Here is a 14,590-nt window from a genome sequence, read left to right as displayed (position 1 = left end):
GCCACGACGCAGCAGCGGTGACAGTGTGCAGGCTATTCGTTGCCGTCTTCCGGTGCTGTCCCATCGCCCAGGACGTCATTGATGCGAGCGATTGCCAGATCCGTCACATCCGACGCATCCGAGCTGAGAAACACGCTGGCGTGTTCGAGGATCGCACCGGCCCCTGCCTCACGCATGATCTGCTGAAGGATGGGCAATGAGGCGGCAAAAAACTCGCGACGGGCATCCTCGCCCATCTGATTGATCTCCCGCAGTTTGCGGTCCTGGCTGCGGCGGGTTTCCTGAACCTTCTCGTCAAAGGCATCAGCCAGCGCACGAAAGGCCGCTGGGTCCATTTCGGTCCGACGCGCGGTAAGGTCCAGTTCCTCCGCCCGCAGTTCGGCCTCGATACGGCGGTTTTCTGCAGTAAGAACAGCGCCTTCTGCTTCCAGCTCGCGGGCGATGCGCTTACCAAAGGCGCTCTCGGCATAAAGCCGGTCAGACTGAATCGTCAAAAGCCCCGTTTGTGGCGCACCCAGCTGATATGGTTCTCCCATGGAGAAGCCCACGCCGGGCAGCCCCGGAGACTGTGCATTTGCCACCGTACCGGAAACCGTCGCAACCGCGCACACAAAAGGCGCCAGCCATCCCGCCAGCGCCCTCATGTGCCGTGTGTCCACAGCCATCTTCATTACGATCAGAACCGCGCCTGCAAGGTCAGGTCAAAGTTCTGTTCTTCATCGAAGTCTTCTTTCTTGAGCGCTTTGGAGAAGTTAAAGCGCAGCGGGCCAAAGCCGGTGGTCCACAGAAGCGAGAATCCGACGACGTGGCGGAACGACCCTTCACGCCCGACAATTGCACTGGATGCGCCGGTGTTGGCGTTGTTCAGCCCCCACAGGTTGCCGACGTCATAGAAAAGACCACCCCGCAGACCGATCTCTTCAGGAAGACCCAGCGGGAACTCTGCATCAAGACGCGCGACCGCGTAATAGTTGCCGCCGAGGAAGTCGTTGTAATTGCCACCCGCCCCATTGGAGGACTGATCGCGCGGACCAACACCACCAGGTTCAAAGCCGCGCAGAATGCTGGGGGACAGAACAAATCGATCAATCGACCGGCTAAAGCCATCACCCTGCCAGCTGAAGGCACCTGCTTCGATGGTTGCCCGCAGAGTGACTTCATCGTTCAGGATGCGGCGCTGCGCAACAATCTTGGCTGTGGTGCGCACATACTCCTGATCGCCGCCAAGCCCGGCGTAATCGGCGCCAACCTCAAACAAGAAACTGCGGTTGGAATCCAACCCGTTCAGGCGGCTGTCGTAGGTGTAAGTAAAGCCAATGGTGCTGGCGTTTTGTTCGCCCTGCGCAATTTCGCTGCGAACGACCGGGCCTGCAAGCGGTGTCCCGTTCGTGTCATTCCCCCGGCTGATCATCTCATCCATATCCCAGGTATAGCGGACCTGAAGACGGGTGCTTTCCGAGGTATTGAATGTCAGCGCAGGCGAGAAGAATGCCCGTTTGGTGTCATACTCCGAGAAGCTGGAGTCCGTTTCGGCCAGACCGAGATCCAAGTCAAACCGCAGATCGCGGCCAAGCAGGAAGGGTTCGGTGAAGCCAAGAGTGTATTCCTCGGCGTCCTGCGCTGTCGAGATATTGAAAGACAGACGCTGCCCGCGACCCAGGAAGTTGTTTTCCGACAACCCCAAAGCCAGACCAAAACCATCATCGACGGAATACGCGCCGCCAAGGCTCAACGAGCCGGTTGGTTGTTCGACCACGTCCACATCAACGACAACCTCGCTGGGCGAGCTGCCTTCGCGAACTTCGACCTCTGCAGTTTCAAAGAAACCGAGCGCGCGGATGCGTTCTGCGCTTTCGCGGATTTCGCGAGGGTTGAAGGGATCGCCCTCAACCGTGCGGAATTGGCGGCGGATGACGCGATCCAGCGTGGTTGTGTTTCCTTCAATGTCGATCCGCTCGACAAAGACGCGGGGTCCACGGGTCAGGACAAACTCGACATCCAGCGTCAGATCACGGTCATTGCGCGTGACCCGCGGCTCGGCACGCAGGAAGTCGATCCCCTTGCGGATTGCGAGCGTCTCCAGTCGGGTGATCGCGTTTTCGACAAGCGCTGGATTGTAGACAACGCCGGGGCGCAGACGCAGGACCTCGCGGAACTCATCCGCGTCTGCCTCTGACATCTCGCTGGTGACGGAAATCTCACCAAAGGTGAACTGCTGGCCTTCGGTGATATCAACCACAAGGAACACACCATCGCGCTCTTCGGTGACTTCGGCGTTGGTGCTGTTGACCCGCACATCGACATAACCGCGCGACAGGTAGAAATCGCGCAGGACCTGGCGGTCGAACTGCAGGCGATCCTCAATCAGGGTATCAGCGCGAATGAAAGTGCGCAGCAGGCCTGCCTGTTTGGTCTCCAGAACCCGACGCAGCCGGCGGTCAGAGAACACCCGGTTGCCCACAAAGGACACGCGCTCCACCTCAGTGGTGTCGCCTTCAGAGATCTCAAACACCAGATCGACGCGGTTGTCGCTGCGGCGGATGATGCGCGGCGTCACGGTCGAAGCAAGACGCCCCTGGGCACCATAGGCCTCTGCCAGGGCGGCAGCGTCGCGCTCTGCGACGGTCGGATTGAAGACCCGGCGCGGCGAAGACTCGATCAGCGCCAGCAGCGCGTCATCCTTGATGCGGCGGTTGCCTTCAAAGCTGATCCGGCTGATGGTCGGGAATTCGGTGACTTTGATGACCAGCGTGTTGCCGCGCGGCACGATTTCCACACTCTCGAACACACCGCTGTCCAGAATGCGCTGGTAGGCGTCATTCAACTCGCCCGCGCTTACGGATTTGCCACGCTCGATGCCGGTGTAGGCAACGATTGTCGAGGTCTGAATGCGCTGATTGCCCTCAACCTGAACGTTTGTGAAACTATAGCTCTGAGCGGCCGCAAAATCAGGCGCCAGGGCAAATCCCAGGGCAACAGCCAGCGCTGCCGCAGATACGTTTTTATACAAAATATGGGCACCCAATGTGCGCCCTCCACAGGATTTACCCGCGACTTTCCCCCGAACCATCGTTCAAAACCCGATTTTTTAACAGCTTTGAAACGTGCGTATCGGGTTTATTCGCTGTTGTCAAAACCAACAAAAAGGCGCGTGGGTTCAACCCACGCGCCAAAGAGCGTCCAACAGCTTGAAAAGTCAGAGACTGCCGATCCATGCACCTGCAACCAGCGCCCCAAGAATTGTCGCAACCGACAGTGCGCGGTCCCAATTCAGGCGTACAAACAGGCCAAATCCCGTATTGGTGATATGCAGGCTACTCATGGCGTCCACTCTCCCCCGTTGATGTCAACTTTCCCACATCTGCCACAGCGCAAAACCGGCAAAGACCCGCCCATGCGCTGCCCACCAGCAGATTACCAAAGGGTTAATCGGGGAATGTGGCGACAGTTGGGCGCAGAGGGCCACAGCCCTGGATGAGATCGTTAAAGTTCTATCCAATTCCCTGACGCTCAGTGCCTTGCGCCCCTATCACCCCTGGCGCCGACCGGTCCCAAACGCGACCTTTCATGACGGGCCATGAATGCCCCCCACGAAAGATCACCTACGAAAAAGGGCCACCGATTGCTCGGCAGCCCTCACTAAGTCGTCTGGTTTCCCGCTCAGCAGAACAGATCATTGCCCAAAGCAAACAGCATCAGTGTCAGGATTGCGGCGATGCCAAAGGTCATCAGCACGCGCATCACACCATCACTTGGCGGTTTGCCGGTGACTGCCTCGTAGGCGTAAAACATCAAATGCCCACCATCCAGCGCCGGGATAGGAAAGAGGTTCAGCAAACCTACAGCCGTCGACAGGACCGCAATAAACCGAATGAAGCTCTCTGCGCCCTGGCTGGCCATCGCGCCAGAGGTTTCCGCAATACCAATGGGGCCGGACAGATTACAGGTGCTGATCGCGCCGGTGATCATATGCGTCAGGCCGGACAGGGACATGTCCACTACGCCCCAAACCTGCGCGCCCCCGGCAATGATTGCATCGCTCAGGCTGACGGCCTCGGAGGCCGGTTCAAAGGCCAGACCACCGACGATGCCCATCCGCCACTGGGTCGCAAACCCGCCATCTGCCTGTGGTTCATCCACCCGGCGCGGCGTCAGTGCGGTGGCAAAGGTGTCTCCATCACGCCAGATCTCCAGCTGCAACTCAGCACCCTCGCCGCCCTCAACTGCCCGTTTGAGCTGGTCAAAGGCAAAGATCGGCGCGCCGTTTACCGCGACAATCACATCACCCGGCTGCAGATCTGCATCTGCCGCTGCGCTGCGGGGGGCGACACCCCGCACATGCGGCGGCCAGGGATAAGGGCCCTGTACCTCTGCCTGCTGGCCATCGCGCAGCACGGTATAGCGCAGCGGCTGCTGTTCCGGCACAGACGTGCGGAAGCCTTCCCAGGCGGCACTATCTTCAAGCGAGGGCACCGAGATGCCTTCGACCTGCAACAGCTGGTCGCCCGCCTGCAAATCCTGCTCCAACCCCGGAAGCGGCATCACATCTGCAACCGTCAGCGGGTTGCGGATGGTGCCAGAGGCAAAAAACACACCAGCGAAAATAACTGCGGACATGACAAAATTGAACACCGGCCCCGCAGCAACGGTTGCCGCACGGGCCCACAGGGGGGCGCCATGCATGGTACGTCGCAGCGCAGCCGGATCAGCCGACGCCTCCGCCATTGCGGCAGCGTCCTTGCCTGACGCCGCATCGGAATCGCCAAGGAATTTCACGTAGCCGCCAAACGGCAACAAGGCGATCTGCCAGCGGGTGCCGCGCTTGTCCACGCGGCTGAACAGAACGGGGCCAAACCCCAGCGAAAACACCTCGGCGTGGATGCCAGACCAACGGCCGACAATGTAGTGGCCATATTCGTGCACTGCCACGATCACCGAAAGCGCAACCACGAAGCTGGCAATCACATAGAAGAAACCGCCGAGTTGCGGCAGGAAGGAAACAAGATCCAATGGTTTACCCTGTCTGTTTCAAAATTGCGTTGTCGACCTCACCTCTGGCGAGATGGTCCATGCGGGTCACGGTATCAAGGGTCATGGCATCATCAATGCCGTGCTCGCCTGCTCGCTCGTCCACTTGCGCCAACACCTGTGCCACCAATGTGGCCATATCAAGAAATCCGATACGCCCGGCGATAAAATGATCGAGAGCCCGTTCTTTGGCCGCGTTAAAGACCGCTCCCATCAGACCTCCGCGCGCCATCACATCATAGGCAAGCTGCAGGGCGGGATAGCGGGCAGGATCCGGCGCGCGGAATGTCAGCTGTGCGAGCTTTGCCAGGTCGAGACGCTCCACCGGCAGATCGCGACGGTCAGGCCAGTGCAGCGCATAGCCGATGGCATGGCGCATATCCGGCGCGCCTAGATGCGCCATCAAGGCGCCATCGTTGAACCCCACCAGCGCATGGACGATGGATTCAGGATGAACCACCACCTCGATCTGCTCTGGGCGCACATCGAAAAACTCACGTGTTTCAATAACTTCCAGCGCCTTGTTGAACATGGACGCGCTGTCGATCGTGATGCGCTGCCCCATATCCCAATTGGGGTGAGAGGACGCCTGCGCCACAGTGGCGGTTTTCAGATCCGCAAGTGGCCAATCGCGGAAGGCCCCGCCAGAGGCGGTGATGACGATCCGCTCAACCGCGGCCATGTCCTCGCCCACCAGCCCCTGAAACACCGCCGAGTGTTCGCTGTCGACCGGCAGGATGCGCGCATTGTGCCGCCGCGCCGTATCCAGCAAGAGAGATCCGGCACAGACCAGCGACTCCTTGTTGGCAAGCGCCAGCGTTGCCCCCTGCTTCAGCGCTTCCAGACCAGGGGCAAGCCCCGCCGCGCCGACAATGGCAGACATCACCCAATCTGCGGGCCGCTGCGCAGCCTCGATCAGGGCTGATGGCCCAGCCGCGGCCTCGATATCATGGCCGGCCAGGGCCGCGCGCAGTGCATCCAGCTGATCCGGATAGGCGGTAACGGCCACATCTGCCCGCAGCGCAATCGCATCACGCGCCAGCTGCCCAATATTGCCACCGCCTGTCAGGGCTACCACATCATAGGCATCAGGGGCCCGCCGGATCAGATCGATCGTGCTTTGACCGATGGATCCGGTGGCCCCGAAAATAGAGATCTTTCGCATTACATTGCCCCGCCGGGCAGCCCCCAGATGCTCAGCACCAGCAGCACCATCGCCGCCGCACCCAGCATACCGTCGAAACGGTCAAACAGACCGCCATGACCGGGGATCAGCCCGCTTGAATCCTTGACGCCCATCTTGCGTTTGAGCGCGCTTTCAGCAACGTCGCCTGCCTGGCTCGCCATAGAGACAAGAACCGACAACACCACCACACCAAGGCCGATGCCCGCCTCGGCGGCAAATACCGCGCCCACCGCCGCTGCGGCCAGCCATCCGGCAGCGGTGCCAGACCATGTCTTCTTGGGGCTGACACGGGGCCAGAACTTGGGTCCGCCAAGCGCCTTGCCTGCGAAATAGCCCGCAACATCGGTTGCGACCACAACCGCGACCAGCCAGACCATCCAGTCCAGCCCAAGGGCGCTGCGCATCCAGATAAAGGCAAAGGCGGCAAACATCACCCAAAGACCAAAGCCTGCGAATGTGCCACGCCGCTGATCCAGCCCGATCACCCCCAGCAGCACAGGCACCAGCAACATCGCCAGCCCATAGGTTCCGCCAAGAAGCGACGCCGCCAGGACAGCCCCCATCGCCAAAACGCCAAGCGGCAGTGCAAGCCCCTGCCGATGCGGCGCAACCATCCGCAAGAGTTCCCACATCATGCCGCCGCAGGAGGCGGCAATCAGCACATCAAAGATCACCCCACCGCGCCAGACGGCAAAGCCGCCAACCGCAATCATCACCACTGCAGAAATCAGCCGCGGCATCAGATCGGCCCAACGCTCCGCCCGGCTCATGGTTTCACCGCACCAAATCGGCGGTCCCGCTGACCGTAGGCATCGCACAGGCGCTTTAGCTCCTCGGCAGAGAAGTCCGGCCACAGCGTGTCGATGAACTCGTACTCTGCATAGGCGGATTGCCACAGCAGGAAGTTCGAAATCCGCGCTTCTCCACTGGTGCGGATCACCAGATCGGGATCGGGCAACACATGGGTATCAAGGTATTTCGGAAGGGTTTCTTCATCCACATCATCGGGATTGAGCCGCCCTTCAGCCACGTCGCGCGCCAGACGCTTGGTGGCGCGCGCCACCTCGTCCCGCCCGCCATAATTCAACGCGATGGTCAGATGGGTGCCGTCATTGCAGGAGGTTTCCTGCTCCAGCTGATCCATCAGACCCACCAGTTTCTTGTCGAGCCGAACCCGATCGCCGATGAAGCGCACCCGCACATTGCGCTGTGACAGCGCCTTCATCTCCTTGGAGATGTAGCGGCGAAACAGGCTCATCAGGCCCGCAACCTCAACCTGAGTTCGTTTCCAGTTCTCGGTAGAGAAGGCAAAGATGGTGAGGTATTTCACCCCGAGTGCGGGGCAGCATTCCACCACCTCCCGCACACGTTTGGCACCGGCATGATGCCCGAACAAACGCGGCCGACCCCGCGCCTGGGCCCAGCGTCCGTTGCCATCCATGATGATCGCAACATGTTTGGGGCCCCGATCCGGTGTCTGAGCAACCGGATCAGGCGCCAAGGCGGTGTCTGTTCTCTGTGACATCAATCAGGATCAGACCTGCATGATTTCGGCTTGTTTCACTTCAAGAGCCGCATCAACCGCTTTGATCATCTTGTCGGTCAGCTCCTGAACTTCGCCTTCCCACAGTTTCTGATCGTCTTCGGACATGCCGTCGGCTTTTGCCTTCTTGATCTGGTCCATACCATCACGGCGCACGTTGCGGATCGCAACACGCGCGCTTTCGGCGTATTGACCTGCAACCTTGCCCAGCTCGCGGCGACGCTCTTCGTTCAGCTCAGGGATTGGCAGCATGATGATGGTGCCGTTGAGCTGCGGATTGATGCCCAAACCGGATTCGCGGATGGCCTTTTCAACCTTGCCAACCAGGGCCTTGTCCCAGACGTTCACGGTAACCATGCGTGGTTCGGGCACGTTGACGGTGCCAACCTGGTTGATCGGCGTCATGGAGCCATAGGCATCCACCATGACCGGCTCCAGCATGGAGGCAGACGCACGACCGGTCCGCAGCGAGGCGAATTCGGTTTTCAGGTTGCCCATTGCGCCATCCATGCGGCGCTGAAGATCATCGGTATCAAGAATAAAATCGTCAGACATTCTGCTCTCTCCCCTGACTTGAGGCGGTGTTTGCTATGCTCATAAGCCATTGCCAAGGCGTTGTATAGCGATCATGCGGCGGTTTTCACCCCGGGGTTTGCCCGAATTGGGCCACTTTGGGCCCATCTCCCCGCCAAGGCAGACAGGAAAAAACCGCGTTACGGCCGGGGCTGCAACGCGGTTTGATCAACTTCGCAAAAGCGGCGCTTTGGCGGCGTCAGCCCTGCACCTTCGTGTAGGTGCCCTGCCCGGCCAGAATGCCACGGAACCCGCCCGGCTCATCCAGCGGGAACACGATGAGCGGCAGATTGTTGTCACGCGCCAGCGCGATGGCAGATGCATCCATGACCTTCAGGCGCTTGGCCAGCACTTCGTCATAGCTGATCTCATCATAGCGAACTGCGTCGTCATGCTCTTTGGGGTCCTTGTCATAAACCCCGTCGACGCCGTTCTTGCCCATGAAGATCGCTTCGCAGGCCATTTCATTGGCGCGCAGTGTCGCAGCTGTATCCGTCGTGAAATAGGGGTTGCCGGTGCCAGCGGCAAAGATGCAGACCCGCTTCTTTTCAAGGTGGCGCACCGCGCGGCGGCGGATGTAGGGCTCTGCCACCTCATCCATGCGAATTGCCGAAATCACCCGCGTGAAAACACCAAGACCTTCCAGCGCAGACTGCATCGCAAGCGCGTTCATCACCGTTGCGAGCATTCCCATATAGTCTGCCGTTGTGCGCTCCATCCCCTGCGCCGAGCCGGACAGCCCGCGGAAAATGTTGCCACCGCCGATGACCATGCAGATCTCGACCCCCATGTCGCGGACCGATTTGACCTCTTGCGCGATGCGCTGAACGGTCGGCGGATGCAGGCCAAACCCCTGATCCCCCATGAGCGCCTCGCCCGAGATTTTCAGCATCACACGTTTATAGGTTGCCGCCGGCGTGGCCTCCGGCTGATCGATGTTATGGGGCATGTTGCGCTCCGGAATATGACGGGGTTAATTTGGCCGCAAAATGAAGCAAATCGGCGGCGGGATCAATGCGCTGCCGGGATGTTTTTCGTGCCTTTGCCGCAAGAACCATCATCGGGCCGGAACATCCAAGGAACAGGACACAACCCATGCGCTTGTCAGCGACGCTGCCCCAGATTGACCCGGACAAGCCCGTCCTGATTGCCGGCCCCACTGCATCGGGAAAATCGGCTCTCGCGCTGGAGATTGCAACAACCCAAGGCGGTGTGATCATCAATGCCGATGCGAGCCAAGTCTATGACTGCTGGCGCATCATTACGGCCCGCCCCTCGGCGGAGGAAGAGGCCCTCGCGCCGCATCGCCTCTACGGGCACCTGCCATATGATGCGGAATACTCCGCCGGTCACTGGCTGCGGGAGGTTCTTCCCCTTCTCAAATCTGGCCCCCGCCCGATCATTGTTGGCGGCACCGGGCTCTATTTCTCGGCGCTCACACAAGGGCTCGCCGATATTCCCGCAACCCCGCCAGAGGTTCGCGCGGCAGGCGATGCCCTTTCCCTGGAAGAATTGCGCGCCGCCCTGGACGCGCCGACAGCCGCCAAGATCGACCTTTTGAACCGCGCCCGTGTTCAACGTGCCTGGGAGGTTTTGACGGCCACTGGACGCGGCCTGGCAGACTGGCAAGCGGACACCCCGCCGCCGCATCTCTCCGTGGCGGATTGCACCGCAATCGTCTTTGACACTGACAAAAGCTGGCTGGAAGACCGTATCCGGCGCCGCTTTGACCTGATGATGGCGGCCGGTGCGATGGCGGAGATCGCAGCGATGGCAGACCGCTACGATCCTGCTCTGCCATCGTGCAAAGCCATCGGCGTGCCCGAGTTGATGGCGTTCTACCGTGGAGAGATCAGCGAAGACGACGCCCGCGAACGGGCCTCTGTTGCCACCCGACAGTTCGCCAAACGCCAACGCACATGGTTTCGCGGTCGCATGAAGGACTGGATCCACCACCGACCGGCGTAACTCAGCATTTTCAGATAGTTATACGCCAAGCCTCCACACCAATGGGCTGCATCGATCTTTTCAAATAAATTTTTGCGCGCATATCGCACCCTAAGTGCGTGAAATATTACTTTCTTGACTAAATCCAAGATTGTGCAGCACAAGGGGCCTCATAAACTTGCAAGAATCATTTTTTCGTGTCCTTGTGCGGTCAGAAATTTGAATGCCACACATATAATCAGTGAACTTATGCCTTTTGACCCGACCAATATTGGAGAGATCAAAGTCAGCCCCCTCGCCCAGCTTTGCGCTGACGGCGCCTGGCAGTTGGAACTGGCCCACGATCTGAACGATCACCTACTCATCTGGATCACACGCGGACAGGGTCGGGTTTTTCTGAACGGCCAGCAACGCGGGTTCGGGCCCAATAGTGCGATCTTTGTTCCTGCGGGCACACTATGGTCCATGGAAATGGGTCGCCAATGTATCGGTCAGGCGATGATCATCCCGGCATCAACCCCGATGGACTTTCCAGAACAGGCTGTCGCGCTGCGCATTCCGGACGCTCAGGATCAGGCCGTGATAAACGCCGCAATCCAAGCCATGCAGAATGAGCAGCAGACCCGCCCTGCGCTTTGGTACCGGGCCATGCAGGCACATGGCGCGCTACTGGCGATCCATATCCGTCGGCTGCTGTCCGCGCAGGACACGGCTCAGCCGAAACTGACCGCAGCCCAGCGGCTGGCGCAGGGTTATTGCGCCCGGATCGTTCAGTGCTATGCACAGCATGCCAGCATGGCCGACCACGCCACCGAGCTGAATGTCACGCCGACCCATTTGACGCGGGTCTGCAAGGCTGAAACCGGGAAAACAGCGGGTGCCCTGCTGACAGAGCGTCAGTTGCATGCTGCGCGAAGCTTGCTGGTTTCAACCGACCTCCCGATGCGCGACATTGCGGCCACCCTTGGCTTTGGCAGTGCGGCCTATTTCACGCGGTTCATCACCCAGCATACTGGCGAAACCCCAAGCCGATTGCGCAAACAGGCCCGTGAGCGTCTGAAAAAGGCGGCTTGAGCGCGCCCACAAATCACTCCGACCGGACCACAGAGCTGCTCTGGCAGGCCGCAACGCATGAGCCGCGCAACCAGCCAAACAGACTTCCCTAAAATGCGCGAGAATCTCCACTCCAATCAGCCGCATCGAACTGGGCACATCTGCCCAGTTCCAGACAAAAACGACACGTCCTAGGTCGCAAAAACCAAAAAGCGACCCCTGAAATGTCGGAAAAATATGTGAAAACGTCGATTTCGCGCATTGACGTGACACCGCATCTGGGGCCGAATGTCGTCACGGGGCAACAATTGTTGACAACAGCACCACGTCAGGCGCCAGGCAGATGACCAGGCACCTAGCCGTCCCAGAGGAAAGATACGTGGCGCGACAGGGAGAGTTACATGACAAACGACACCATCACCGGGACCGCGATCCACCCGGCCGCAAAGATGTATGCCTCTGAAGCACTTGCGGGGAAGATGGACAGACGCGAATTTCTGACCCGCGCCACTGCGCTCGGTGTCACCGCCTCTGCCGCCTATGGGCTGATCGGTCTGGACAGTCCGGTTCAGGCCGCCGGCCACATGAAGGAAGGCGGCACCATGCGCTGCCAGATGGAGGTCCGTCCTCTCAAGGATCCGCGCACCTACGACTGGTCCCAGATGGGCAACCTGACCCGCGGCACAATGGAATATCTGGTAGAGTACAACAACGACGGCTCCATCCGTGGCATGTTGCTCGACAGCTGGGAGATCAACGACGACGCCACCGTCTACACGTTGAATGTCCGCAAGGGCGTGAAGTGGAACAACGGGGATGACTTCACCGCCGAGGACGTTGCGCGCAACATCGCGGGCTGGTGTGAAAAGGACGTGGAAGGCAACTCCATGGCCGGCCGCTTTGGCACGCTTGTAGACGGCAATACCGGCAAGGCAATTGATGGCGCAATCGAGGTGGTCGACAGCCATACCGTCCGGCTGACCCTGCCAACATCCGACATCTCACTGATCCCCGGCATGGCCGATTATCCGGCGGCAATCGTCCACAGCAGTTTTCAGACCGACGATTTCACCCAGAATGTCGGCACGGGCCCCTATGTGCTGAGCGAGCTGGAGGTTGGCGTCAAGGCCGCACTGGATCGCAATACTGACCACACTTGGTGGGGCGAAGAGGTCTTTGGCCGGCCAGCGCTAGATCGGATCGAATATGTCGATTTCGGCACCGACTCCGCGTCTTGGCTCGCAGCGCTGGAATCCGACGAGGTTGATCTGCTGTATGAATCCGTTGGAGAGTTCATCGACGTGATGGACGGCCTCGGCTACGTAAAATCCGAAGTTGTCACAATGTCTACCATCGTCGTGCGCCCCAATCAGCTCGCAGAGGTGGACGGCAAGAAACCCTATGCCGACAAGCGTGTTCGTCAGGCGCTGGCGATGGCCGTCGACAACAACGTGTGCCTGGAACTGGGCTATGGTGGTCGCGGCCAGCCAGCCGAAAACCACCACGTCGGTCCGATCCATCCGGAATACGCCGAACTGCCAGCACGCAAGGTGGATCCCGCAGCGGCAAAGGCCTTGATGGAAGAGGCGGGCATGCTCGACTTTGAGCATGAGATCATCTCGATTGACGATGATTGGCGCAAGAACACCACCGACGCGGTGGCGGCACAGCTGCGTGACGCGGGTTTCAAGGTCAAACGCACCGTTCTGCCTGGCTCCACCTTCTGGAATGACTGGGTGAAATACCCCTTCAGCTCCACCAACTGGAACCACCGCCCGCTGGGCGTGCAGATCCATGCGCTGGCCTATCGCTCGGGTGAGGCATGGAATGAGTTCGGCTGGTCCAACGCAGAGTTTGACGCCCTGCTCGCCGAAGCGCTGTCCATCGCAGACGCCGACAAGCGGCGCGAGGTGATGGCCAAGATGGAAGCCATCATCCAGGACGAAGGCGTGACCATCCAGCCCTACTGGCGCTCGCTTTATCGCCACATGCGCGAAGGCGTCAGCGGTGCCGACATGCACATCTCGTTTGAGCACCACCACTACAAATGGGGTTGGGCCGCCTGAACTGTCCGGGTTGAACCAGCCACCGGCCTGCCCCAACGGGGCAGGCTGCCAGCCCAAACGCAGCTGGCCGATGATGCGCGGCGCAACTCATCGCGCGCGGCCCCGATCTGCGTGACAGACCAACAGGACATTCCATGGCACTCTTCATTCTACGCCGAACGGGCGTGATGATCCTGACGGCCCTGTGCCTCACGTTCATCGTGTTCTTCCTCACCAATCTTTACCCGAACCTCGAAAAACTGGCGAAAACCGAAGGCAACTTCCGCATGTCGGACGAAGCCGTCGCCAGCTGGCTCGACAAGAACGGGTATCTGCAGCCAATGCCGGTCAAATACGGCCAATGGCTGGGGATTCTGCCGGGCTGGCGGGGTGCAACCGAGGACGGGATCACCGGCCGATGCATCACCGGTGCGGTCTCACAGGAGGAGGCGGACAACGCCCCGCGTTTTTGTGGGGTGCTACAGGGGGACTGGGGCTATTCCACCCGCTTCAAGGATAGTGTCTGGAACATCATCGAGGTTCGCCTTGGCAATACCGGCTATCTGATGATGTGGGTTCTGATTGTCATGATCCCCACGGCGCTGGTGATCGGCGTTCTTGCCGGGATGCGCGAAGGCTCTGTGACGGACCGGTCGCTGTCTACTGCGTCGATCCTGACAACGGCCACGCCTGAATATGTCTCTGGCGTGATTTTCATTGCTGTGTTCACCTCTTCCACCGTTGGGCTGAAGTGGTTCAAGGGGACCGCGAACTCCGCAATGACAGAGCCGACGATCGAAAATTTCTTTCTGCCGGTCATCACAATCGCCCTGTACGGGATCGGCTATATCGCGCGAATGACCCGCGCCTCCATGACAGAGGTCATGACCGCCCAATACATCCGCACCGCGCGGCTCAAGGGGGTGTCATTTCCCAACATCGTCATGCGTCATGCCCTGCGCAATGCCCTGATTGCGCCCTTTACCGTCATCATGTTGCAATTCCCCTGGCTCCTGAGCGGCGTCGTCATTGTCGAGACACTGTTCAACTACAAGGGCTTTGGCTGGTCGCTGGTCGAAGCGGCAGGCAACAACGATATCGAACTCCTGCTGGGGATATCCGTCATCTCCGTTGTCATCGTGCTGCTCACGCAGCTGATTTCCGACATCGGCTATGTCTACCTGAACCCCCGCATCCGGATTTCCTGAGAGAGGA

General features: G+C 59.8%; 13 protein-coding genes. 4 read left to right on the top strand and 9 right to left on the bottom strand.

Features of this window, described 5'->3' with window-relative positions:
* Positions 1–32: 32 nt before the first annotated feature.
* The 9 genes from NIT7645_RS05825 to pyrH form a co-directional block, all read right to left on the bottom strand.
* Positions 33–671 carry an OmpH/Skp family outer membrane protein gene (locus NIT7645_RS05825; protein ID WP_037302424.1) on the bottom strand — a complete coding sequence of 213 codons (639 nt, stop codon included), beginning with the start codon at positions 669–671 and terminating at the stop codon, positions 33–35.
* Positions 672–676: 5 nt separating this feature from the next.
* Positions 677–3,070 (bottom strand): outer membrane protein assembly factor BamA, encoded by a 2,394-nt coding sequence (bamA, locus tag NIT7645_RS05820; RefSeq protein ID WP_037302427.1) that lies wholly within the window; start codon positions 3,068–3,070, stop codon positions 677–679.
* Positions 3,071–3,196: 126 nt separating this feature from the next.
* The gene (locus NIT7645_RS19740) at positions 3,197–3,322 is read right to left on the bottom strand and encodes a hypothetical protein (protein ID WP_261394468.1); all 126 of its coding nucleotides are present in this window, start codon (positions 3,320–3,322) and stop codon (positions 3,197–3,199) included.
* Positions 3,323–3,660: 338 nt separating this feature from the next.
* Positions 3,661–5,010, bottom strand: a complete 1,350-nt coding sequence (gene rseP / locus NIT7645_RS05815) for an RIP metalloprotease RseP (RefSeq protein ID WP_050686334.1) — start codon at positions 5,008–5,010, stop codon at positions 3,661–3,663.
* Positions 5,011–5,014: 4 nt separating this feature from the next.
* Positions 5,015–6,193: a 1-deoxy-D-xylulose-5-phosphate reductoisomerase gene (gene dxr, locus NIT7645_RS05810; protein ID WP_008561873.1), complete on the bottom strand. Its 1,179-nt coding sequence runs from the start codon at positions 6,191–6,193 to the stop codon at positions 5,015–5,017.
* Positions 6,193–6,984: a phosphatidate cytidylyltransferase gene (locus NIT7645_RS05805; RefSeq protein ID WP_008561828.1), complete on the bottom strand. Its 792-nt coding sequence runs from the start codon at positions 6,982–6,984 to the stop codon at positions 6,193–6,195. The genes dxr and NIT7645_RS05805 overlap by 1 nt, the downstream gene beginning before the upstream one ends.
* Positions 6,981–7,739: an undecaprenyl pyrophosphate synthase gene (uppS, locus tag NIT7645_RS05800; protein WP_037302429.1), complete on the bottom strand. Its 759-nt coding sequence runs from the start codon at positions 7,737–7,739 to the stop codon at positions 6,981–6,983. Before uppS ends, NIT7645_RS05805 begins: the two co-directional genes overlap by 4 nt.
* 9 nt (positions 7,740–7,748) lie before the next feature.
* Positions 7,749–8,312 carry a ribosome recycling factor gene (gene frr / locus NIT7645_RS05795; protein ID WP_008562913.1) on the bottom strand — a complete coding sequence of 188 codons (564 nt, stop codon included), beginning with the start codon at positions 8,310–8,312 and terminating at the stop codon, positions 7,749–7,751.
* A 217-nt stretch (positions 8,313–8,529) separates the two neighbouring features.
* Positions 8,530–9,279: a UMP kinase gene (gene pyrH, locus NIT7645_RS05790; protein WP_008561591.1), complete on the bottom strand. Its 750-nt coding sequence runs from the start codon at positions 9,277–9,279 to the stop codon at positions 8,530–8,532.
* Positions 9,280–9,425: 146 nt separating this feature from the next.
* Between pyrH and miaA the strand changes: the two genes are divergently transcribed.
* The 4 genes from miaA (at position 9,426) to NIT7645_RS05770 (ending at position 14,583) form a co-directional block, all read left to right on the top strand.
* Positions 9,426–10,298, top strand: coding sequence for a tRNA (adenosine(37)-N6)-dimethylallyltransferase MiaA (miaA, locus tag NIT7645_RS05785; protein ID WP_050686456.1), 873 nt, complete (start codon positions 9,426–9,428; stop codon positions 10,296–10,298).
* A 228-nt stretch (positions 10,299–10,526) separates the two neighbouring features.
* The gene (locus NIT7645_RS05780) at positions 10,527–11,351 is read left to right on the top strand and encodes a helix-turn-helix domain-containing protein (protein WP_008563124.1); all 825 of its coding nucleotides are present in this window, start codon (positions 10,527–10,529) and stop codon (positions 11,349–11,351) included.
* A gap of 380 nt (positions 11,352–11,731) precedes the next feature.
* A complete protein-coding gene (locus tag NIT7645_RS05775) occupies positions 11,732–13,396 on the top strand; it encodes an ABC transporter substrate-binding protein (protein ID WP_008560268.1) in 1,665 nt (554 codons plus the stop codon).
* A 134-nt stretch (positions 13,397–13,530) separates the two neighbouring features.
* Positions 13,531–14,583 carry an ABC transporter permease gene (locus NIT7645_RS05770; protein WP_008560528.1) on the top strand — a complete coding sequence of 351 codons (1,053 nt, stop codon included), beginning with the start codon at positions 13,531–13,533 and terminating at the stop codon, positions 14,581–14,583.
* The last annotated feature ends 7 nt before the right edge of the window (positions 14,584–14,590 follow it).

Source organism: Phaeobacter italicus (assembly GCF_001258055.1).
Taxonomy (GTDB): Bacteria; Pseudomonadota; Alphaproteobacteria; order Rhodobacterales; family Rhodobacteraceae; genus Phaeobacter; species Phaeobacter italicus.
This window is presented reverse-complemented; position numbering and strand designations above follow the sequence as displayed.